Genomic DNA, 21,783 nt, shown 5'->3' on the forward strand with positions numbered 1-21,783 from the left:
TTTAAAGAGCGAAAGTTGTTGTGCATAGTGGAATTACAAATACAAAGCCATTATAAAATTAAGACAAATTGTCTGTAATAATCAGTTATTTAACAGACATTATGACTGTAGTATTTAGCTTTTATCATTTCATTTAGATATTTATGACAATAGAACTTGTAGCTTTGTATAAAAGAAATTATTATGGGACTTTTTGATATGTTTAAATCACCAAGAGATGCTGCTAAAGAGGAAATAGTAGAAACTCCTTGGCACGTTTTAGGTAAAATGGAGCAGTTAGACGATTTGGTAGCACAGTCTAAAACAAAACCAGTTGCAATTTTTAAACACTCTACCCGTTGTGGTGTGAGTCGTGGCGTCCTAAAGATGTTCGAAAAAAATTATAGCTTAGATGACGACCAGCTAAAATTATATTTTCTTGATTTGTTGCAAAACCGAGATATTTCAAATGAAATTGCAGCACGGTTTAAAGTAAACCACGAAAGCCCACAGCTTATTGTAATTAAGGATGAAGTAGTGGTGCACCACGATTCACATAATGGCATTGATGCTGCAGATCTCACAAAATTTGTTTAGCTATAGTTTAGTGTTTTTAATTACTATATTTAAAATGGATTGTTTATTAGAATTTCCCTGAAATTATCCTTTATAACTGTGCCAGCATCCAAAACCATTTGCTCGTTGCTTGGGAAAATTATAAAATGATTGGTTAGAAGTTGCATGTCTTCATTAGACAATGCACGTTTGTCTCCACGGTATTTTAAAAACACATTTTCAAAAATAAATTCTGCTGAAAGAGGGAAGTTTTTTAACCTCCTTTTATTGTTTAAGTCTTTATAGACTACTTCACCTCCAACAAATACACTTTTTTGTTGCGTGGTAATAGTTACTAAGGCTGAAACATCTTTAAACTTATCTACTTTTATTGGGTTGCCAAGGCTGTCCTTAATAATATTTCCACCTCTGTCATATCTATAATTGTAGCCATCCTTTACACGTTCTTTTCTAGTGAATTGTTTTTCGGAAATACGTTCAGGAGAAATTTGAATTGATTGAAAATTCAGATCTATACCAAGGTCGTAGTTAATTTCTTGCTCAGGTTTTCCGTGATATTCTTTCCAAAATTCATTTAAGTCGTAGGTGTTAAAATCTAATAAATCTTGTTCCAATCTAAATGGGATAAATTGCCCTGTGTGATTGTTTAATTCAACTAAAACGAAATCAGTTCCATAAAAATGGGCATCTTCTTTAAGTTTTTTTACGTCGCGATAATTTGGTTGTACTTCGTCTATTTCACACAAAACATTGAACGCACTACGGAAATCTCTTTTCAAATTACTATTTAAATATAATTGAGCTTCTTGATACAGCGCTTTTAGATAATTTTCTTTTGAATTGAGTATTTCATTTGAATAATCGGAAAATATGAAATTTGCTTTCCGTCCCATTTCACGACTATGTAGCGGTAGGAGGGGGCGAATCTTATTTTGACGATCTTTTAAGTCTAAGTAAGTGTAGTAAACTTTTTTAGCACTAGAAGTTGATTTATCTTTTTTAAGAAATTCAATTTCACGCAAGTCCCTATCCGTAGCTTTTAAAAATGCAACCTCTAAATGTTTGATGTGTTTGTCGAATTCTTTAGCGGTTTTATCTTTTTTAAGTTTTTTAACCGCAAGATTTATAGCTTCATCGTAATTTCCTTGAGAAACAAATCTCTCAGTTCGTTTTACGCTATTACAAGAAAAACTTAAAAGTACTGTAAATAAAAGAATGTAATAAGCTTTCATAATAATTTGGATTAGTTGTGAAAGCTAAAATACAATAGTAGGACCAATTTTTAGATAAATACTTAATTGTATATAAATTGGTGTAAATAAAAAACCACGAAAACACCAATGTGTTATCATTTTAGCGTTTCCGTGGTTTAATAATATTAAATTTTTATTGCTTTATCGCTGGGAGTAGTTTTGTTCTACATTCTCCAAATCCAATGCGTACCTTGTCGTTTTTACAGAATCCTCTTAAAATAACGGTGTCATTATCGTTTATAAACTTTCTTTCTGTACCATCCGAAAGGGTGATAGGTTTAGCACCGCGCCAAGTAAGTTCTAGCATTGATCCATAAGAATCTGGAGTTGGTCCAGAAATAGTTCCGCTTCCCATCATATCACCGCTATTTACATTACATCCATTTACAGTATGATGCGCAAGTTGCTGAGCCATATTCCAATACATATATTTAAAGTTGGAAGTAGAAACTTTTGTTTCGGCTGCATTTTCTGGAGCGATATAAACTTCGAGGTTGATGTCGTAGCTTTTATTTCCTTTATACTGAAGATAAGGTAGTTGTTCTCTTTCAGGTTTTGGACCTTCTACTTTATAAGGTTGAAGTGCATCTAAGGTTACAATCCAAGGTGATATAGAAGAAGCGAAGTTTTTCGCTAAGAATGGTCCAAGAGGAACATATTCCCACTTTTGAATATCACGAGCACTCCAATCGTTAAAAAGTACCAATCCGAAAATGTAGTCTTCAGCCTCGTTTACTGGAATTGGTTCACCCAAAGCATTGGCATCAGTTGTGATAAAAGCCATTTCAAGCTCAAAATCAACTAGTTTTGACGGACCAAAAACAGGTTCGGTAGCTCCTTCAGGCATAGTTTGTCCCCACGGTCTACGAGCATTAATTCCACTAGGTATTATAGACGAACTTCTTCCGTGGTATCCCACTGGAATGTGAAGCCAGTTTGGCATTAAAGCATTTTCTTTTCCGCGAAACATTGTACCAACATTTGTGGCGTGCTCTTTACTTGAATAAAAATCGGTATAATCTCCTACTTGTACAGGAAGTTGCATTTCTATTTCATCCATAGTAAATAGAATGTGCTTTCTGTGATTTTCATTATCGCGAAGTTCAGGATTTTCTTTGTCGAAAATATCGGCAATTCGATTACGTACCAAACGCCAAGTTTTTCTTCCATCACTTATAAAATCATTTAATGTGTCTTGAAGAAAAATATCATCAGTGAGGTCAATTCCTTTGAAATAGCCTAGTTGATGTAAAGCACCTAGGTCTATAGCATAGTCTCCTATACGGGTGCCGATAGTAATAATATCATCTCTGGTTAAGAAAACGCCAAAAGGGATATTTTGAATTGGAAAATCTGTATCTGGATTAGTTTCGAGCCAGGTTTTTCGATTAGGGTCATTAGCTGTTATAGGCATTTTTTAATATCTTTTATAGTTGTGAAATAAAACTAAGTAAAAATTATTCGAATTACTGAAATTCAAGGAATTAATTATGGAATAAGAATAGTTTGTAACTTATGTTTTGTTCATTAAATTCTTCATCAAATATATATATTTCACGACAGTTACCAATTGGATTTGCTATTTTTGGAATTAATTAACTTTCAATAAAAATATTAGCTTTACAAAAGGTTTGAAGAGCTTATTTTTTTGAAAATAAACACATGATTTAACCCTTATTTCAAATAATAAAATTTTACTATGAAACGCGACGAACAGATTTTTGAACTCATAGAAGAGGAAAAACTAAGACAGAAAAATGGTTTGGAGCTGATAGCTTCAGAGAATTTTGTAAGCGACCAAGTTATGGAGGCTGCTGGATCGGTTTTAACTAATAAATATGCTGAAGGTTATCCAGGTAAGCGCTATTACGGAGGTTGTGAAATTGTTGATGAAGTGGAACAACTAGCAATTGATCGTGCAAAAACACTTTTTGGAGCTGAATATGCAAACGTGCAGCCACATAGTGGTTCACAAGCAAATACCGCTGTTTTTGCAGCTTGCTTAAACCCAGGCGATAAATATTTAGGCTTTGACCTTTCTCACGGTGGTCATCTTACGCACGGTTCACCTGTAAACTTCTCTGGTAAACTTTACAACCCTGTTTTCTATGGTGTTGAAAAAGAAACTGGACTCATCAATTACGATAAGGTTGAGGAAATTGCACTAAGAGAAAAGCCAAAAATGATAATCGCTGGAGCTTCTGCATATTCACGTGAAATGGATTACAAGCGTTTTCGCGAGATTGCAGACAAAGTTGGTGCAATCCTTTTTGCAGATATAGCCCACCCAGCAGGTCTTATTGCTAAAGGTATTATTGGTGATCCAATACCATATTGCCATATTGCAACTACTACAACACACAAAACTTTACGCGGACCTCGTGGAGGTATGATTTTAATGGGGAAAGATTTTGAAAACCCGTTTGGAATTAAACTGAAAAACGGAAAACCTCGTAAAATGAGTAGTATCTTGGATAGTGCAATTTTTCCAGGAAACCAAGGAGGGCCATTAGAGCACATTATCGCGGCTAAAGCAGTTGCATTTGGTGAAGCATTAACTGATGAGTTCTTGCACTATATGGTACAAGTGAAGAAAAATGCAGCAGTAATGGCTCAGCATTTTGTTGATAAAGGTTACGATCTTATCTCAGGTGGTACAGATAACCATATGATGCTTATTGACCTTCGAAATAAAAATATTTCTGGAAAAGAGGCAGAAGAAGCACTTAGCAAAGCTGATATTACAGTAAATAAAAACATGGTGCCTTTTGATGATAAATCACCTTTTGTAACAAGTGGAATTAGAGTTGGAACTGCAGCCGTTACAACACGTGGTTTAGTTGAAAAAGATATGGGTAAAATTGTCGACTTAATTGATGAGGTAATTATGAATCACGATAATGAAGCTAAATTAGAGAGCATTGCCGAAGAAGTTAACAAGATGATGTCTGGTTTACCACTTTTTAAAATGTAATAACTTCTAGAAAACAACTCTCTAATTTTCTTAGGAATATATCTAAGTATGGTTGGAGAGTTGTTTTTTATAATAGATTTATAGACTTAAATCTGAATAAATTAGATCGATAGATAAACTTTCTAATAGGTACTAAAAACAATTAGAACTTTTTTTTAAAAATAGATTGTAATGATTACAGAAGAAGATAAAAAATTTATAAATAGAGCGATTGAACTTTCTGAAAAAGGGATGAATGCTGATGCTGGTGGTCCCTTTGGAGCCATAGTAGTAAAGAATGGTGAAATCATCGCCGAAGGGTATAATCAAGTAACATCAAGTAACGATCCTACTGCTCACGCTGAGGTTGTAGCTATTCGTATGGCTTGTGAAAAACTGAATACATTCCAGCTGGATGATTGTATTATTTACACCTCATGCGAACCTTGCCCTATGTGCTTAGGTGCGATTTATTGGGCTCGACCAAAAGCTGTGTATTATGCTTGTACTAAAGAAGACGCAGCTGAAATAGGTTTCGACGACCATTTTATTTATGATGAAATAGATAAGAATATTGAAGATAGAAACGTAAAATTTATCAATCTAAATAGAGAAGAAGGTAGAGTCGTTTTTAATAAATGGGAAGATAAAGAGGGGAGAGTGGATTACTAAATAATTGTTTTGAATTGAGCTTTTAGTGAATGAATAAAATTAAATACATCGTTGTCGCCGCAGTTTTATGGTCTTCAATCTCCTGTCAAAATGAAAGATATAATAATCCATCTATTACGGGGCTTTGGAAACTGGAAGGTATGAAGGTGCGAGATACTACAACTAATACTTGGAGTCCTTACCGCGGTGGGATGGATGGTTATCTATTATATGGTAACAACAATCATGTAGCACTACATCTTTATGATAATGGTTACGAAAATGTAGATATAGAATTTCCAAATTTTACAGATTCCATTTCATTAGAGGCTTTAAAGCACATTACTAAATCTTATTATTATATGGGAAATTATAAAGTTTCTGAAGCAGATAGTATTGTGTCTCATTACAAACTATCGCATTCAAACCCTTCCGAATTTGGACTTACAGCCCAAAGAAGGTTTTACTTTGTTGGCGATACTTTAATTATGCAACCTGTAGAACGAAAAAATTCAAGATTAAAACTAAAATGGTTGAAGGTTAAATAACAATTTCATTAAAAATAGTGCAGTAAAAAACCCATTCTAGAGATGGGTTTTTTATTGAAAATAAATGTTTTAAAATTTAAGGTTCAGGAAAAACAGTAGCCTCATAAGCTCCTGCATCCGGAGGAGTACTTCTAGAATTTCCGTTTAAATCTATGTTTGGGCTTACATTATTTTTACCAATATTATCAGCTCCTGAAGTTCCGGCTTCAATATTGTAATTGTTAAGTGTAGTGTCCTGGAACATAGGTTCTATATTGAACTTTGAATCGGTATAAAATTGAGGGTTTTCAAAATCGTAAATAGGGTTGTCACTAAATTCCCCTGTAGGATCTTCGAATCGCAACAACGAATTGGTGAAGTTAAAATTGAAATCAGCTTCCGAATTTTTTAACAATGAAAATTCACGACGCTCACTTCCATAAATAATACAATTGGTAAAATTAGCTTTTACTAAATCCGCTACAAAAATATACTCTTCGGTTTCTAGACTGTTGTCTAATGAAACTGTAGGGAAGGTACGGAATCCATTGTTCCAGTAATTAGCAAATGTAGAATGTCTAAACTCGTAACTTCCGCCAAGTTGTACTGCTAATGATGATTGTCCACTATTGCTTATTACCATATTTTCAGCATCTATTACTCCAGTTCGCGCTAATAAACCAACGTTCGCGCTGTTGTAAATCTGTACGTTTTTTAAAGTAATAGGACTGTCTTCAAGTAATAATCCAACTGTACTATTCTTTATAGTTGTGTAATTGAATTCATTATTTACACTTCCACTTGTAAATCTAATGGTAAGCCATTGTCCAGGAACATCAGCAAAACCAGGTTCTAATCTATCCCCTTCAAAAATAATTTCATTTTCCATTGCCTCGCGGTCCAAACTTGGTGCGCCCAAAGCCTTCATAGTAGCATTTTCAGCAACAATAATTCCGCTTCCTGCGTGAAAATGAACGCGAGCACCAGCTTCAACCATAAGTGTTTTATTACTTGGTACAGCTGCATAACCATAAATTACATAGGGTTTTTCATTTGTAAATGTAAGCTCGTCGTCGTCAAGGAAGAATCCTTTTACAAGTATATCATTGCCATCGCTGTCCATACCTAAGTTGAGAGATTCGTAAGTACCGTCCTCATATTTTTCTGGATATAGAAAAACAGCATCTTTCACCAAAGTAACTAATTCTACTTTTTGTTCATTGCCGCCGGTATCGAAAAGAAGTTGGTCAGTATAAAGAAATTCTTCAGGGTTTGTAGGTACTCCTGTTACGTCAAAGGTGGTTTCAATAAATATGAAAATACTGTCCTTGGCAAGTATTTGAACATTTTCAAATACTTTACCAGGCATACCATCTACATTAAGTCGGTAACTTGAAGATTCTCCTTCTTTCAATCGAACAGTAGGAATGTTGATGTCTTCATCACTTCGATTATAAACCTTTAAATTATATGTGCTTGAACCAATGTTAGAAAAAATAGTGTCTAACATAACTGTGTCCTTCGAAAATTCTAACTTTCCAGTACTTGCAACAGTTTCAAAGTCGTTTCGGCACGAACTCCATAGCACTAAGCAACTCAAAATTGCTAATCCGTATAAATACCTCATTCAAATAAAGTTTTGGTAAAAATATAACTTTTTATGAAGCTTATTATTGTAATGCTAAAAGAAGTTTTGAAAGGTTATTTTGTAAAATATTATTGTAAAAAAAATCAACCACGAATTCAAAATTTGCTTAGTGAATTCGCAGTTGAAAAATAGTTACTTAAAATTATAAGGGTTTTTTACTTTTCGATAATCTCAATTTTAAAAAGTTTATCCCAGTTTTTACCAGTAATGTAAAGTATGTTTTCTTCACCTTTATAAGCAATCCCGTTTAGGACATCTAGTTTTGGGTGCTGCGTCACTTTATCTTTAAGGTCGGTAAGATCAATTACTCCTTCTACCGCCCCATTTTTAGGGTTGATAATAGCGATTGAACCTTGTTGATATACATTCGCGTAAATTTTTCCTTCTACCCATTCTAATTCGTTAACACTGCTGATTTTACTAGTGTTTGTGAAAATCTCGATATAGTCTTTTTCGGCAAGTGTGTTTGGGTTTAAGGTCCAAATTTTATCTGTTCCGTCACTTTTATAGATGTTTACTCCATCCTGACAAAGTCCCCAACCTTCTTTACTTTTACCGTAAACAAAAGTTCCAGTTTGTTCCATGGTTTCCAAATTGTAGATGAAGCCAGTGTTTTCTCTCCAAGTGAGTTGGTAAATTTTGTTGTTTAATATGGTAAGTCCTTCACCAAAATATTGATCGGCAAGTTTTACCATTTGTAAGACCTCACCCGTTTTGTAGTCGGTTTTTCTAAGGGTAGATTCTTTATATTGCCCTGTGCTTTCGTATAGAATGTCACCATTAAACTCTAAACCTTGAGTATATGCATTTATATCGTGCGGATAGGTTTCAATAACTTTATATGTGTATAGCTTTGGTTTTATTGAAGATAAAATAAGGAGTTTTGTTGATGCTTCATATTCATCACCATCGCTATAAATTTTGGCTGATAACGTTTTCTCTCCAAGTTTTTGTCCAGTAAGTGATATGATTTTCCCAGAAGCTTCAATCCTTTCGTTGTTTAAAAAGTAGGCGATAGAATCTATTTTTAAACTTTTCTTGTTGTTCATTGTCAAAGAAATAGCATCTTCGGTGGTATATGTCTTCTTCGGCTCGTTAATTTCGAGTGAAAAAGCATCTTTTTTGTCTTCAGAATTATTTCCGCAGCTACCTAAAAAAAGCAGTAAGAGCGTAGGAACTAAAGTGTTATAGATTTTCATGATTCACGATAATTTTTCTGCAAGGTATTTATTAAAATTGAAATGTGAAAATACTTGGAAAAACTTGAAAAAGCTTTATCTTTGCAGCGGCAAGTCCTACACAACCAGCTCCTGTTGAATCCTCCAGGGCGGGAACGCAGCAAAGGTAAATGGTCGTAGCGGTGTGATGTAGGTAGCTTGCCATTTTTTATGCGATAAACTTTCGTTCTGAAGGTAGCTCAAAAAAATTCTAAAGGGAAATAGAATAGATTCTAAAAATTATCTCCAACTCAACCTTTTCCTTACAGCACAGCAGTTTTGCTTCTAGTGCCTTTTTGCAAAAACTATTTGGAAAACTGATTGCATAAACGCACCTTTGCTTTTCAACAAAATTTTATGTCTAAAACAGTACTAATCACAGGCGGTTCTTCAGGAATTGGTAAGGCTATTGGCGAATATTTATCAAAACGTGGTTACCAAGTGTACGGAACAAGTAGAAATCCTAATAGAATCTCAAGTTCGGTATTTCCGTTATTAAAGATGGATGTAAACGATACTGAATCTATTGAGGATGTTATTTCTGAAATAATCGACAGATCAAAAAGGATTGACGTTGTTATAAATAACGCCGGTGTTGGAATCACGGGACCTATTGAAGAAACTCCAGAATCTGAGATTAAAAAGGCTTTTCAAACCAATTTTTACGGGCCTATTAATGTGATTAAGGCTATAATGCCGCATATGCGAGAACAGGGCGGAGGACATATATTAAATATCACCTCTATAGCTGGGTACATGGGACTTCCATATCGTGGAATATACTCTGCAACCAAAGCTGCTTTAGAAATTACTATAGAGGCAATGCGAATGGAAACTTTGCAATTTGGTGTAAAAATGACCAATATAGCACCAGGTGATTTCGCTACTAATATTGCTGCAGGTAGGTATCACTCTCCAGTTTTGGATGATTCACCTTATAAAAGGGATTACGGAAACACCTTAAAGATGATGGATGAACATGTAGATAATGGCGGTGATCCCTTAGAAATGGCAAAAGTAGTTCATAAAATTATTGAAACTCCAAACCCTAAGATACACTATAAGGTAGGAGCTCCTTTGCAAAAATTTTCTATTGTTTTAAAACGCGTATTGCCAGATAGAGTTTACGAACGATTGCTTTTGAAGCATTACGGGTTGAAATGATACTTTAGGATTAATACAAATAATATGAAACTAAAATTTTATATTTTTCTTTTAGCATCAATAATACCTTCAATTGCTTTTTCACAAATCACACGACCATGTACAATCTATTTGAAATCTGGAGAAGTAATTTCTGAAATGAGAGGGACTTACCACAATAAAAATTTCAAATATTACAAAAAAGTTGGAGAAAGGTTTAACAAAATAAAGATTGAACTACTTGACTCAGTATTATTAACTGAAGAATCTGGAAGTATAACTAAGCTACGTTTCCTTCCGGTTATAGGAGATAAAAAAATTCAGATTGTTGAACAAATCGTCATTGGTAAATTAGAACTCTACCAACAAATAACAAATAATCAATATAATACGGATTATCAATATTTCATTCGAGATAAAAATCAGGAAAAATTGACTAAAATTGAGACAAGCAGGTTTGGTAGTAATAAAGCGAAATCAATATTGTTTCCTTTTATAGAGGATTGTCCCGAATTGGTTAGTAAAATTGAAAATAATGTCTTTAAGGTAATCCCAGATATTACGCTAATAATCGGAACCTATAATATTACTTGTGGGCTTAATAAAAACTAAGTAATGTCTATTTATCAATCATTTCTTCACTATTTTTACAATAATTAATTTGAAACCACTTTTATGAAATTTTTTATTGATACTGCAAACCTCGACCAAATAAAAGAAGCACAAGACCTAGGTGTGCTAGACGGCGTAACTACTAATCCATCATTGATGGCTAAAGAGGGCATTACTGGCCGAAATAATATTTTAAAGCATTATGTAGATATTTGCAACATTGTAGATGGAGATGTATCTGCAGAAGTAATCGCAACAGACTTTGAAGGTATGGTGAAGGAAGGTGAGGAGCTTGCCGAGTTACACCCGCAAATTGTTGTGAAAATTCCAATGATTAAAGACGGTGTAAAGGCATTAAAATACTTTACCGATCACGGTATTCGTACAAATTGTACCTTGGTATTTTCTGCAGGACAGGCATTATTAGCTGCAAAAGCTGGAGCGACCTATGTTTCTCCATTTATAGGACGACTTGACGATATTTCAACTGATGGGTTGGAATTAATTGCAGATATTAGATTAATTTATGATAACTATGGTTTTGAAACTGAGATTTTAGCAGCATCTGTTCGTCACACAATGCATGTAATTAACTGTGCTAAAATAGGAGCAGATGTTATGACCGGTCCTTTATCTTCTATAGAAGGGTTGCTAAAACACCCACTAACCGATATTGGTTTGGAAAAGTTTCTTGAAGATTATAAAAAAGGAAATTAATGAGACTTCAATAAATATTGAGATTAAAGGTCTCAAAATATAATATTAACGCTTTAATATGTTGGTTCAAAACAACTTATTGAAGCGTTATTCATTTAAGAAAGCTTGTAATTGATCTTCAAAATCTAAGTTGAACATATTGGTTTTACCATCCAAAATAATTCCATCTTTATCGATAACAATTACGTAATTGATGTATCTTAATATGAATTTTTTCTCTGCATCAGTTAGATTTTCTATCTGATATTCAAACTTAGAATCGTATTTAGATTTGTAAACAATGTCTCTCCATTTTTTAAAGTGCCTGTCTGTATTTACACCTATAAAATCGTATTGTGGAAACTTAGCTTTTAACTCGGAAGCGCGTTTGTGCAGGTTTCTGTGCTGAATTGCAGGTTGCCCTCTCCAGAAAAACAACACAGTAGGGGCATTAATAACATTGGTTAACTCATTTAATACGTTTTCGGTATTAACCAACAAAACATTAGGGATTTTCTTCCCTTTTATGAGTTGAATTGAAGCATTGTAAACTTGTTCAACTTCATTCAAATATTTTTTATCTGTATTCATCTTTTTGTATGCTTCAAAAAGTCGAGTTTCTTCTTCTTCATTTTGTGCATTAAAGAGATACATAATTGTATTGTAGCGTAAAAGTCTATTTCTAATAGAATCGGAAGCTACTACACTGTCTATAATATGGATTTTTTTGTAATTGTAGTCGAATGAATTTCTATCTATTACCTCATTTGCACTGTATTTTGTGCAAACCATGTTTTCAAAATATCGATTTAGAAAACGATAATATGGATAATAAAATTTCAATTCATTTTTATTGAAATTTATGTTTTTTCTGTAATCGAAAAAATCATCAGATAACCTAGTAGGTGTATTTCTATTTGCAGCTCCGTATAATTCCTTTTTTGAATAATAATCATATTCAATGTTTGAAAGCGCAATGTCTTTAAAGTTTTCAGAAACTTTATTATTTGCTATAAATTCTTCATAGCTCTGAAGTTTAATAGCTTTTAAAGAATCTATTTTGTCTTCAAATTCCTCCGAAGAAAGGGAATACCATTTAGGAAGATTTTGATTTTCCTTCTCATTTTTTAGATAAAGATCAATTAGTAAGTTATTTTGGTCCCCGCCTTTTCCTGAAAAAGCTAAGGATTCGTCAAAATCTATAGTGTTGATGTGAATTAATAAACTATCGCCTGGTTCAATGTAAAACACCTGACCTTCACTATGACTGAAAAGATGTAATCCAGCTTTAATTTTGTCGGTAGAATATTCAAAGAAGTTATTTTCGTCTAGAGGAATCGTATCTAAAACGATGTTTCCTTTAGAAAATATAACGTAATCTAGCGTAGGGTTTATAATCTGCCCACGTATATAGGTAGACTGCACAGTGTTTTCCTCCTTATTTTTACAGGAGAACAGTGCAAGAACAGAAAGTAAAAGAAGTAGTTTTCTAAACAAATGAAACAGAATTAGATTAACACACAAAGATAGCAGAGCCTTTTGATGGTTAATGTTAAATGAAGGTTAAAAGGGTTTTTAGGGCTTTAATATTTTTTAGAGTGTTGCTTAATTAGCTACTTTTGCGCAAAATACAGAATTTTATGCTTTCAGTTTCAAATCTTTCGGTTCAATTTGGTAAACGTATTTTATTTGATGATGTAAATACACAATTTACCACAGGGAATATTTATGGAATTATCGGTGCTAATGGTGCTGGTAAATCTACTTTCTTGAAAATACTTTCAGGCAAACAAGAGCCTACTTCGGGGCATGTACATTTAGAAAAAGGAAAACGTATGTCGGTTCTAGAACAGAACCACAACGCGTATGATGAATTTACCGTACTTGAGACAGTTGTAAGAGGAAACAAAGAGTTGTTTTCAATAAAAACTCAGATAGATAAGCTTTACGAAGATTATACAGACGAGAATGCCGAAAAAATTGGCGAACTTCAAGTTGCCTTTGAAGAAATGAATGGTTGGAATGCTGATAGTGATGCTGCAGCAATGCTTTCAAACCTAGGTATAGATGAAAGTCTACACTATACTTTAATGAAGGATCTTGATGGTAAACAAAAAGTACGTGTACTTCTTGCACAAGCACTTTTTGGAAATCCAGATGTGCTTATTATGGATGAGCCTACAAACGACTTAGATTACGAAACAATTAGTTGGCTTGAAGGTTTCCTAGCAAATTACGATAACTGTGTGATTGTAGTATCTCACGACCGTCACTTCCTAGATGCTGTTTGTACGCATATTAGTGATATCGATTTTGGAAAAATAAATCATTACAGCGGTAACTATACCTTTTGGTACGAAAGTAGCCAGTTAGCGGCACGTCAACGTGCTCAACAGAATAAAAAGGCAGAGGAGAAAAAGAAGGAACTTCAAGAATTTATTCAGCGATTTAGTGCGAACGTTGCCAAAAGTAAGCAAGCAACTTCTCGTAAGAAAATGATTGAAAAATTAAATATTGAAGATATCAGACCTTCTAGTCGTCGTTATCCTGCAATTATTTTTGAACGCGAACGCGAAGCAGGAGATCAAATATTAAATGTAGAAAACCTTTCGGCATCTATTGATGGGGAAGTACTTTTTAAAGATGTCGATATCAACTTAGCTAAAGGAGATAAAGTAGTTATCTACTCAAAGGATTCTCGTGCTGCAACAGCTTTTTATGAGATATTAAATGATAATATGAAAGCTGATAGTGGTACTTTCCAATGGGGTATCACTACAAACCAAAGCTATTTGCCTTTAGATAATGATGCTTTCTTCAAAAATAATCTGTCATTAGTAGATTGGTTGCGTCAATATGCAAAAACTGAAGAAGAACGCGAAGAGGTGTTTTTAAGAGGTTTCCTTGGAAAAATGTTGTTTAGTGGAGAAGAAGCATTGAAAAAGAGTAATGTGCTTTCTGGAGGTGAAAAAGTACGTTGTATGCTTAGTAGAATGATGATGATGCGTGCAAACGTGTTAATGCTTGATGAGCCTACAAACCACTTAGATCTGGAGTCGATTACTGCATTTAACAACTCACTTAAAAACTTTAAAGGAACTGTTCTTCTTACTACTCATGATCACGAGTTTGCTAGAACTGTTGGTACTCGTATAATCGAACTAACTCCAAATGGAGCAATAGACAGATATATGAACTTTGATGAGTATATGAGCGATAAGAAAATTAAGGAATTAAGAGACAAAATGTATGCTGTTGAAGCTTAATTAACTATCTCTAACAACTATAAAAACGGTCTAACTATAAAAGTTAGACCGTTTTTATGTTTTCTTAAATTGAAAGCTATATTTAAATAATTCTGTTACTCTTCAATGTCTTTGAGGAATTCATCAATTATAGGTTGTGCTTTTTGCGCTTCATCTTTTCGGATAAAAACCATCGTTTGATTTGCAATACCCATAGTAAGACCAGCCCTTAAGCTACTGTCATGATCGTTTCTTTCTATAGGACTAATTCCTATTTCATTTAATCGTGCAACTAATCCTTTTGCAATAAGTGTTGGGCCAGTATAAATTCTTGTTGTGTTGGCCATGTTATTCTTTTGTTTCTTCAATAAAGGTATCTGCAATAGGTTGTGCTAAGGAAAGTTCATCCTTACGAACAAAGATGCGAACTTGGTCGTCAAACTTACTCCCAGAACCAAACATAACTCCGCTTTGTTCGTCATCTCGAAGGATAGGAGTGATTCCAACATTCTCTAATCTTTCTACCAGAGCTTGGGCCATAATATCTGAACCAGTGTATATGCGAATTGTTTCTTCTAAATTATCTGACATGGTTGTATGTGTTTATAGATTAGATTATTAAATTACTAACTTATTTTCAAATTCGGGTATAAATTATGTGTGAAAAATTTCACAAAAAGATGGATGTCCGTTTTAGAAGGTAGAATTTAGTGGATTTTAAGCGTTGTAATATTTGCTGTTCCAAATAGCGCCATTAAAATTTTTACCTTTTGAAAAACCATAGAAAATTACAATTCCTCCAAGTGCTGTAAAAATGTAAAAAGCTAAAAATATGTAAAGCCCAATACTAGGGTTGGAGGTTAACATTTTTATAGGCGCTAAAATTGTGAGTAAAATGCTAATAACAACTACTGTAAATACAATGTTTTCAAAGCTTTTATATGGCCACATCAGAAATTTTCTGAAGGGGTGTAAATCGTTTCCCCACTTGTGTATTAAATAAAAAAAGTCATTCCCCATAGGAGCAAAAAGTAGTGGGTCGTCAGCATTTTCTAGCTTTAAAAGCTTAGCAGGAGCAACAATTTTAAAGTTCTTAAGTTTAGTGTTATGTTCCTTTTCCCTAGTTCGTATTTCTGAAACAGCCTCTTCTGGAAAGTCTCCTTTAAAATAATGTGAATCTAAAAAGCGTAATCTGTAGTTTATACAAAGCTTTTTTATATCTTCAATATGATAAATTCGTTTGCCATCTACAGAATCGAATGAAAACGCATTTTCCTGTTCCTTAGATTGCTGTTGTAACCGTGAAACAATTTGAGATCGTTCTATTTCGTTGATGGAAAAAATACGGCAGACTTCATCCATTATAGAGTTTTCGTCGATACGTTTTGAACGATAATTGCGAAGTTTTTGTTCGATATTTGTTTTTGAAAACATCATTGCGGAGCTTATGGATGAATAAATTTAAGCACAAGATTTCATCAAAACAAATAATTTAAATACTTTATGAATTTATTAAATAGTATAGCTGTAAATTGATTTTCACAAACTTGCTGTTGTATTTGCTATATTTACACCTATAAAAATTATGCTATGCCATTCAAAAATGTCTTATTACTTCTATTGGTAATCAATTTAACTACTTCCGCTGTTGCCCAAAAATATCTTTCTGCTGAAAAAGTAGAAGTTTCTAAAAAATGGAATGATATAACATTTACTTCTACAAAATCGTTTATTGATAATATCTCAGAAACAAAATCGTTTACCTTTCTTTCTGAAATATTTAATGATGAAGAGCTGCAGGCAAAACTTGAAAAAGAGGAAATGATAACCATTTTTGCTGTTGTAGATGATGCTTTTTTGAAAGTTGAAGAACAGAGTAGAGATTCGATTATCAGTAATAAATCAATAACACAATCTCTTGTAAAGTTTCTTACAGTACCTGGTAGATTGGATAGTCACAGTTTAAAAATGGCTGTTTTAAAAAATGGCGGTACAGCCCACCTTTCTACTCTAAATGGCCAAAACCTAGCTATTAGGGAAAAAGATGGCAACCTACAACTTATAGATTCTGAAAATAGAACTGCTACAATAATAGCATCAGACTTCTATCACAAAAACGGATTTTTCCATATTGTGGATGGATTAGTGTTCCCGACTGAAGAAGAGTAAGTTTTAAATTAAACTCAGTTATCTTAGAGTTGCGCCGAAATCATTTTCAAATGTTCTTTTAAGCTTTTCCATTATTTTATCAACCCGTTTGTCGGTTAATGTTTTGGACTTGTCTTCAAAAGTAAATGACAGTGCATAACTTTTTTTGCCTTCCGGTAGATTTTTATCTTTGTAAACATCGAATAGCGTTACCTCTTTCAATACTTTTTTCTCGGTATTAAACGCCGCATTTCGCAACTCGCCAAAGCTTACAGAGTCATCTAATAAAAGTGCAAAATCACGTTGTGAACCTGGGTATTTTGGGATAGGCTGGAACTTAAGTGTTTTTAATGGAATTAGTTTTAATACTTCATCCCAATTAAAATCTGCATAAAAAACCTCTGCATCAACATCTAACTCGCTAGCAATTTTGTTCTTTACGATTCCAAATTCCACAATCGTAGACTTGTTCTTTTTAAAAGCAATGCCTTCAGAGAAGATATCGTTGTCTGTAGTAGCTTCGGAGTAATTATTTATCCCTAGTCGTTCTAATATAGATGAAACATTTCCTTTTCCGAAGAAGAAATTAGTGTTTACTTCTTGTAAAGCCCAATTTCCTTGCGTTTTGAAACCAGTGATAAATAATGCTAAGTGTTTATTTTCTATATGACCTCCTGGGAATTTATGGTATGTTTTCCCAAATTCGAAAAGTTTTAAGTCGCTATTCTTTCTATTTGCATTATACGCAATCGTTTCTAATCCAGAAAACAACATCGATTGACGCATAACTGAAAGATCACTGCTTAATGGGTTGAGCATTTCAACATTGAAGTTATCTTTAATCGATTCACTCATTCCACTGTATTTAGGAGTTGTGAGTGAATTGTTAAGCATTTCGTTATATCCGAGTCCTGTTAACTGTTGTGCTATCTTATTTTGAACACTGTAATCTTGACCTGGTGTAATAGGAGCAATAGACGCATTTAATTTTTGGGTGAAGTTTATGTTGTTGTAGCCATAAACTCTTAATATTTCTTCAATAACATCAACGTCACGAGTTACATCATTTCTATATGCCGGAATAGTCATCCCGATACCCGTTTCAGTAAAATTATTAATCTTTATTTCTAAAGAAGTGAGTATGTCTTTAATTGTTTCTTGAGGAATTTCTTCACCAATAATTCTATTGGTCTTTTCAAAATTCAACACAACCTGGTGGTCGTCAATTTTCTTTAAATAAATGTCTATTAAATCACTTGAAACGTGACCGCCAGTTAATTGAGTTATTAAGATCACCGCGTGACGCAGTGCATAATCGGTGATATTTGGATTAACACCTCTTTCAAACCTAAAAGACGAATCGGTGCTCAAGCCGTGGCGTTTCGCTGTTTTACGAACACTCACAGGATTGAAATATGCGCTTTCTAAGAAAATACTTGTGGTATTTTCAGTTACTCCGCTATCGAAACCGCCGTAAACTCCTGCAATACACATTGGTTTTTCGGCGTCGCAAATCATTAAATCTTCTTCGTGGAGTTCGCGTTCAACGCCGTCAAGAGTTGTAAACTTAGTTCCTGCAGGTAATGTTTTTACAATTACATTATTGCCTGATATTTTGGCTGCATCAAAGGCATGAAGAGGCTGTCCTAGATCGTGAAGAATATAGTTAGTAACGTCAACCACGTTGTTAATGGGAGCAACTCCTATAGATTTTAACCTATTTTGAAGCCAAGCTGGAGATGGTTCTACTTTAATGTTGCTAATTGTAATTCCGCAGTATCTTGGAGCAAGAGTGCTATCTTCTACTTGAACACCAATTTTTAATACTCGGTTTTCTATTTTAAAACTGCTAGTAGAAGGAGTGTCTAACTTTTTAGCGATACCTTTCTGTAACAACCCAGCCTTTAAATCTCTAGCAACACCCCAATGGCTCATTGCATCGGCGCGATTTGGAGTAAGCCCTATTGTGAGAATAGTATCGTTTTCTACTTCTAAAATTTTAGACAAAGGAGTACCAGGAACTAAATCGTTGTCTAAAACCATAATTCCTTCGTGAGATTCTCCTATTCCTAGTTCATCTTCAGCGCAAATCATTCCTTCACTTGATTCTCCGCGAATTTTCCCTTTTTTAATCTCCCAAGGTTTATCCTCGGCGTCATATAAAGTTGTGCCAATAGTAGCAACAGGAACTTTCTGGCCTACGGCTACGTTTGGTGCACCGCAAACTATTTGTAAAGGCTTTTTACCACCAATATCTACCTTAGTTACTTTTAATCTATCGGCATTAGAGTGTTGTTCACATTCAAGTATGTGACCTACCACAACACCTTTTAATCCGCCTTTTACAGAAGAAAATTCTTCTATTCCCTCCACTTCAAGACCAAGGTCGGTTAATAGTTCTGCTATTTTTTCAGCGTCCCAAGGAAGATCAATAAATTGCTGTAGCCAGTTGTAAGAAATTGTCATATTCTAGATAAAATAGTTTACACAGTCTGCAAAGATAATATTATCGGGTATTATGTGTCTAGTTAATTGTTTATTGTTTGCGATATTATTTTTGAAAAGAGGTTTAGGTGTTGGGGAATCAAAATGATACAGTTTTCTAATCAAAATCTAATCGATAAATATTAGTTTTGAAATATGAAAAATATCGCATTTTTAATAGCTACTTCTATAATGGTTTTATCCTGTGTTCCTAAGAATGACAAAATAATTGCAATTGATGTGCTGTTAACACCTTCTGAAGCAATGCAAGCGCAATCACTTCAATTAAATACTTTAATCCACCAAAATAACCCTGAAACGATAAAGCTTGACAAAAACCACATTCCACATATAACACTGTTGCAATGTTTTATAAATGAAAAAGATTTGTCGAAGGTTAATAAGGCTGTTGAGGGTCTTTTCGAAACAATTAAAAATGACACTATTTACACCGAAAGTTTATATTACTCTCGTGATACTGAGGAGAGTTTTGCAATGATTAGGCATAGTAGAACCAAATCTATAGTTGATCTTCATAAAAAAACGATAGAGCTTGTAAAGCCGTATATGGTTAAAGATGGGTCTCAAGAGTCATTTGTTCAAAATCCAGATGGAAGTGAAATAAGTGATTTTACTGTAGATTACGTGCCTGCTTTTGTTGAAAAATACAGTTACGAAAATTTTGATCCCCACATAAGTTTAGGGGTAGCTCATAAAGTTTTATTGGATAGCTTATCTGAAACTGTTTTTAAACCTATACCATTCTTACCATCATCCTTAGCTGTATATCAATTAGGAGATCACGGAACTGCTCAAAAACTTTTGTGGACATCAGAATAGTTTCACTAAATTTCATAAAAAAGCACGTAAAGTAAATTACGTGCTTTTTAGTATTTGCATTCTAAATTTTAAATCTTCTCTAAAGCAGATTTAATTTGCGTATCACCTTGTAAAATTTCAAAAGTTTTATTTCTAGCCACAGAACTCTCTAGTGATCCAACTAAAGTTTCAGCTACATCTTGACGGGATATTTCACCTTCTTGATTTAGCTTGCTTTCTAATACAATTTTACCTTTACCAGCCTCATTGTTCAGCGCGCCAGGACGTACAATTGAGTATTCAAGTCCAGAATTCATTAGATGTTGGTCTGCGTTTTGCTTAGCTTTTAGGTAGTCTTTCAGTTCAGAAGACATCTCTGGATTATCAGCACCCATTGAGCTTAGCATTACGAATTTCTTCACCCCATCTTTTATAGAGGCGTCCATAAGCTTTTTAGCTCCTTCCTGATCTACGTCTTTAACGTTTTTACCGCCAGAACCAGCGGCAAAAATAACACGATCCATGCCTTTAGTAGTACCATTTACATCTTGTTCTAAATCAGCAAGGATAGTTTTTACATCATCTTTTTCAAATGCATCGACTTGCTCTTGTTTGCGAACCATTGCGAAAGGTTGATACTTATCTGATTGTTTTAATATTGAAATTATCTTTTTTCCAGTGGTGCCGTTTGCACCTGCTACTAATACTTTTTCCATAGTGGTAAGTTAAGAGTAATGCTTTTGGTAGGCTAGGCATTTCACATAATTTAACGCTTTAAAACCAATCATTTATCGCTTTATTAACTTTAAATTATTATTTACAACTGTTAATTCTTGATAACTAATTTCTTCATTCATAACTTTAGTTCTTATCTTTACCTTCAAACAAATTATTCAATGGACTATACTTCAAAAATGTTACGCGACGATGCGTTAAAAGGAAAAACAATAGTAGTAACTGGTGGTGGAAGCGGCTTAGGAAAAGCAATGACAACCTATTTCTTAGAATTAGGCGCCAATGTAGTAATTACCTCTAGAAATATTGAAAAACTACAAAAAGTAAAAGACGAGTTAGAAACTGCTACTAGTGGAACAGTGCTTCCTGTGCAATGTGATGTTAGAAATTACGAGGAAGTAGAAGCTATGGTTGAAGCATCGGTAAAAGAGTTCGGTTCTGTGGATGTTCTATTAAATAACGCTGCAGGAAATTTTATTTCTCCAACCGAAAGACTTTCAGCGAATGCTTTTGATACCATTATTGATATCGTTCTTAAAGGAACCAAAAATTGTACATTAGCTTTTGGAAAACATTGGATTGATAAAAAAGAAACAAATAAAACTATTTTAAATATAGTCACCACTTACGCTTTTACAGGTTCTGCTTATGTTGTGCCAAGTGCAACGGCGAAGGCAGGTGTGCTTGCTTTAACGCGTTCGCTAGCTGTGGAATGGGCTAAATACGGAATTCGTTCTAATGCAATTGCTCCAGGGCCATTTCCTACTAAAGGTGCGTGGGATAGATTGCTTCCAGGCGATTTAAAGGAAAAGTTCGATCCAGCTAAAAAAGTTCCCGTTAAGCGAGTTGGTGAACACCAAGAACTAGCAAATTTAGCGGCATATCTAGTTTCAGACTTCTCTGCATATATTAATGGTGAAGTTGTTGTTATTGATGGTGGCGAATGGTTAAAGGGCGCTGGTCAAATGAATCAACTTGAGGAAGTTCCACAACAAATGTGGGATATGCTTGAAGCTATGATTCGTTCACAAAAAACAAAAAAATAAATTTTATATCGGTAATAATCGAGATTACAGTCAAATTCCAAGCTCACTTGT

General features: G+C 34.0%; 21 protein-coding genes and 1 other RNA gene. 12 read left to right on the forward strand and 10 right to left on the reverse strand.

Translation table 11 applies throughout. The features are described 5' to 3' along the window. The first annotated feature begins 183 nt into the window (after nucleotides 1–183). Complete coding sequence (ytxJ, locus tag K8344_RS07570) at nucleotides 184–576, forward strand: bacillithiol system redox-active protein YtxJ (protein ID WP_237608133.1); 393 nt, start codon at nucleotides 184–186, stop codon at nucleotides 574–576. Nucleotides 577–605: 29 nt separating this feature from the next. Here the strand turns inward: ytxJ and K8344_RS07575 are convergent, their stop codons facing one another. Beyond that, nucleotides 606–1,787, reverse strand: a complete 1,182-nt coding sequence (locus K8344_RS07575; RefSeq protein WP_237608134.1) for a hypothetical protein — start codon at nucleotides 1,785–1,787, stop codon at nucleotides 606–608. A 154-nt stretch (nucleotides 1,788–1,941) separates the two neighbouring features. After that, the gene (gene fahA, locus K8344_RS07580) at nucleotides 1,942–3,222 is read right to left on the reverse strand and encodes a fumarylacetoacetase (protein ID WP_237608135.1); all 1,281 of its coding nucleotides are present in this window, start codon (nucleotides 3,220–3,222) and stop codon (nucleotides 1,942–1,944) included. Between the two features lie 285 nt (nucleotides 3,223–3,507). On the opposite strand from fahA, the gene K8344_RS07585 reads away from it, so the two are divergent. From K8344_RS07585 to K8344_RS07595, 3 genes are all read left to right on the forward strand, one after another. Next, nucleotides 3,508–4,782 (forward strand): serine hydroxymethyltransferase, encoded by a 1,275-nt coding sequence (locus tag K8344_RS07585; RefSeq protein WP_237608136.1) that lies wholly within the window; start codon nucleotides 3,508–3,510, stop codon nucleotides 4,780–4,782. Between the two features lie 171 nt (nucleotides 4,783–4,953). Further along, nucleotides 4,954–5,433 (forward strand): nucleoside deaminase, encoded by a 480-nt coding sequence (locus tag K8344_RS07590; RefSeq protein ID WP_237608137.1) that lies wholly within the window; start codon nucleotides 4,954–4,956, stop codon nucleotides 5,431–5,433. Between the two features lie 29 nt (nucleotides 5,434–5,462). Then, nucleotides 5,463–5,960 (forward strand): lipocalin-like domain-containing protein, encoded by a 498-nt coding sequence (locus tag K8344_RS07595; RefSeq protein ID WP_237608138.1) that lies wholly within the window; start codon nucleotides 5,463–5,465, stop codon nucleotides 5,958–5,960. Nucleotides 5,961–6,036: 76 nt separating this feature from the next. Here K8344_RS07595 and K8344_RS07600 read toward each other — a convergent pair whose 3' ends face one another. Both K8344_RS07600 and K8344_RS07605 read right to left on the reverse strand, forming a co-directional pair. Then, nucleotides 6,037–7,566: a hypothetical protein gene (locus K8344_RS07600; RefSeq protein ID WP_237608139.1), complete on the reverse strand. Its 1,530-nt coding sequence runs from the start codon at nucleotides 7,564–7,566 to the stop codon at nucleotides 6,037–6,039. Nucleotides 7,567–7,742: 176 nt separating this feature from the next. Continuing rightward, nucleotides 7,743–8,786 carry a glutaminyl-peptide cyclotransferase gene (locus K8344_RS07605; RefSeq protein ID WP_237608140.1) on the reverse strand — a complete coding sequence of 348 codons (1,044 nt, stop codon included), beginning with the start codon at nucleotides 8,784–8,786 and terminating at the stop codon, nucleotides 7,743–7,745. A gap of 87 nt (nucleotides 8,787–8,873) precedes the next feature. Between K8344_RS07605 and ffs the strand changes: the two genes are divergently transcribed. From ffs to fsa, 4 genes are all read left to right on the forward strand, one after another. Further along, an RNA gene (gene ffs / locus K8344_RS07610) (signal recognition particle sRNA small type) lies at nucleotides 8,874–8,972 on the forward strand. A gap of 189 nt (nucleotides 8,973–9,161) precedes the next feature. Next, on the forward strand, nucleotides 9,162–9,968 hold the full coding sequence (locus tag K8344_RS07615; protein ID WP_237608141.1) for an SDR family oxidoreductase: 807 nt from the start codon (nucleotides 9,162–9,164) through the stop codon (nucleotides 9,966–9,968). Between the two features lie 24 nt (nucleotides 9,969–9,992). After that, entirely contained in the window at nucleotides 9,993–10,559 is a 567-nt protein-coding gene (locus tag K8344_RS07620) for a hypothetical protein (protein ID WP_237608142.1), read from the forward strand. Nucleotides 10,560–10,622: 63 nt separating this feature from the next. Next, entirely contained in the window at nucleotides 10,623–11,276 is a 654-nt protein-coding gene (fsa, locus tag K8344_RS07625) for a fructose-6-phosphate aldolase (RefSeq protein ID WP_139855162.1), read from the forward strand. Nucleotides 11,277–11,363: 87 nt separating this feature from the next. On the opposite strand, the gene K8344_RS07630 is transcribed toward fsa, so the two are convergent. Then, a complete protein-coding gene (locus K8344_RS07630) occupies nucleotides 11,364–12,752 on the reverse strand; it encodes a TlpA family protein disulfide reductase (RefSeq protein WP_237608143.1) in 1,389 nt (462 codons plus the stop codon). Nucleotides 12,753–12,895: 143 nt separating this feature from the next. Here K8344_RS07630 and K8344_RS07635 point away from each other — a divergent pair, with 143 nt between their 5' ends. After that, nucleotides 12,896–14,521: an ABC-F family ATP-binding cassette domain-containing protein gene (locus tag K8344_RS07635; RefSeq protein ID WP_237608144.1), complete on the forward strand. Its 1,626-nt coding sequence runs from the start codon at nucleotides 12,896–12,898 to the stop codon at nucleotides 14,519–14,521. A gap of 95 nt (nucleotides 14,522–14,616) precedes the next feature. On the opposite strand, the gene K8344_RS07640 is transcribed toward K8344_RS07635, so the two are convergent. From K8344_RS07640 to K8344_RS07650, 3 genes are all read right to left on the reverse strand, one after another. After that, nucleotides 14,617–14,847, reverse strand: coding sequence for a DUF2007 domain-containing protein (locus K8344_RS07640; RefSeq protein ID WP_237608145.1), 231 nt, complete (start codon nucleotides 14,845–14,847; stop codon nucleotides 14,617–14,619). A 1-nt stretch (nucleotide 14,848) separates the two neighbouring features. Beyond that, nucleotides 14,849–15,091, reverse strand: a complete 243-nt coding sequence (locus K8344_RS07645) for a putative signal transducing protein (RefSeq protein WP_237608146.1) — start codon at nucleotides 15,089–15,091, stop codon at nucleotides 14,849–14,851. 126 nt (nucleotides 15,092–15,217) lie between these two features. Continuing rightward, nucleotides 15,218–15,937, reverse strand: a complete 720-nt coding sequence (locus K8344_RS07650) for a hypothetical protein (RefSeq protein WP_338144593.1) — start codon at nucleotides 15,935–15,937, stop codon at nucleotides 15,218–15,220. A 153-nt stretch (nucleotides 15,938–16,090) separates the two neighbouring features. Between K8344_RS07650 and K8344_RS07655 the strand changes: the two genes are divergently transcribed. Beyond that, nucleotides 16,091–16,669: a fasciclin domain-containing protein gene (locus K8344_RS07655; RefSeq protein WP_237608147.1), complete on the forward strand. Its 579-nt coding sequence runs from the start codon at nucleotides 16,091–16,093 to the stop codon at nucleotides 16,667–16,669. An 18-nt stretch (nucleotides 16,670–16,687) separates the two neighbouring features. On the opposite strand, the gene pheT is transcribed toward K8344_RS07655, so the two are convergent. Next, nucleotides 16,688–19,114 (reverse strand): phenylalanine--tRNA ligase subunit beta, encoded by a 2,427-nt coding sequence (gene pheT, locus K8344_RS07660; protein ID WP_237608148.1) that lies wholly within the window; start codon nucleotides 19,112–19,114, stop codon nucleotides 16,688–16,690. Between the two features lie 174 nt (nucleotides 19,115–19,288). On the opposite strand from pheT, the gene K8344_RS07665 reads away from it, so the two are divergent. After that, complete coding sequence (locus tag K8344_RS07665; protein WP_237608149.1) at nucleotides 19,289–19,972, forward strand: 2'-5' RNA ligase family protein; 684 nt, start codon at nucleotides 19,289–19,291, stop codon at nucleotides 19,970–19,972. 68 nt (nucleotides 19,973–20,040) lie between these two features. Here the strand turns inward: K8344_RS07665 and K8344_RS07670 are convergent, their stop codons facing one another. After that, nucleotides 20,041–20,667 carry an SDR family oxidoreductase gene (locus K8344_RS07670; RefSeq protein WP_237608150.1) on the reverse strand — a complete coding sequence of 209 codons (627 nt, stop codon included), beginning with the start codon at nucleotides 20,665–20,667 and terminating at the stop codon, nucleotides 20,041–20,043. 180 nt (nucleotides 20,668–20,847) lie between these two features. Between K8344_RS07670 and K8344_RS07675 the strand changes: the two genes are divergently transcribed. Further along, the gene (locus K8344_RS07675; protein WP_237608151.1) at nucleotides 20,848–21,732 is read left to right on the forward strand and encodes an SDR family oxidoreductase; all 885 of its coding nucleotides are present in this window, start codon (nucleotides 20,848–20,850) and stop codon (nucleotides 21,730–21,732) included. The last annotated feature ends 51 nt before the right edge of the window (nucleotides 21,733–21,783 follow it).

The organism is Aequorivita xiaoshiensis, assembly GCF_022008395.1.
Lineage (GTDB): Bacteria > Bacteroidota > Bacteroidia > Flavobacteriales > Flavobacteriaceae > Aequorivita > Aequorivita xiaoshiensis.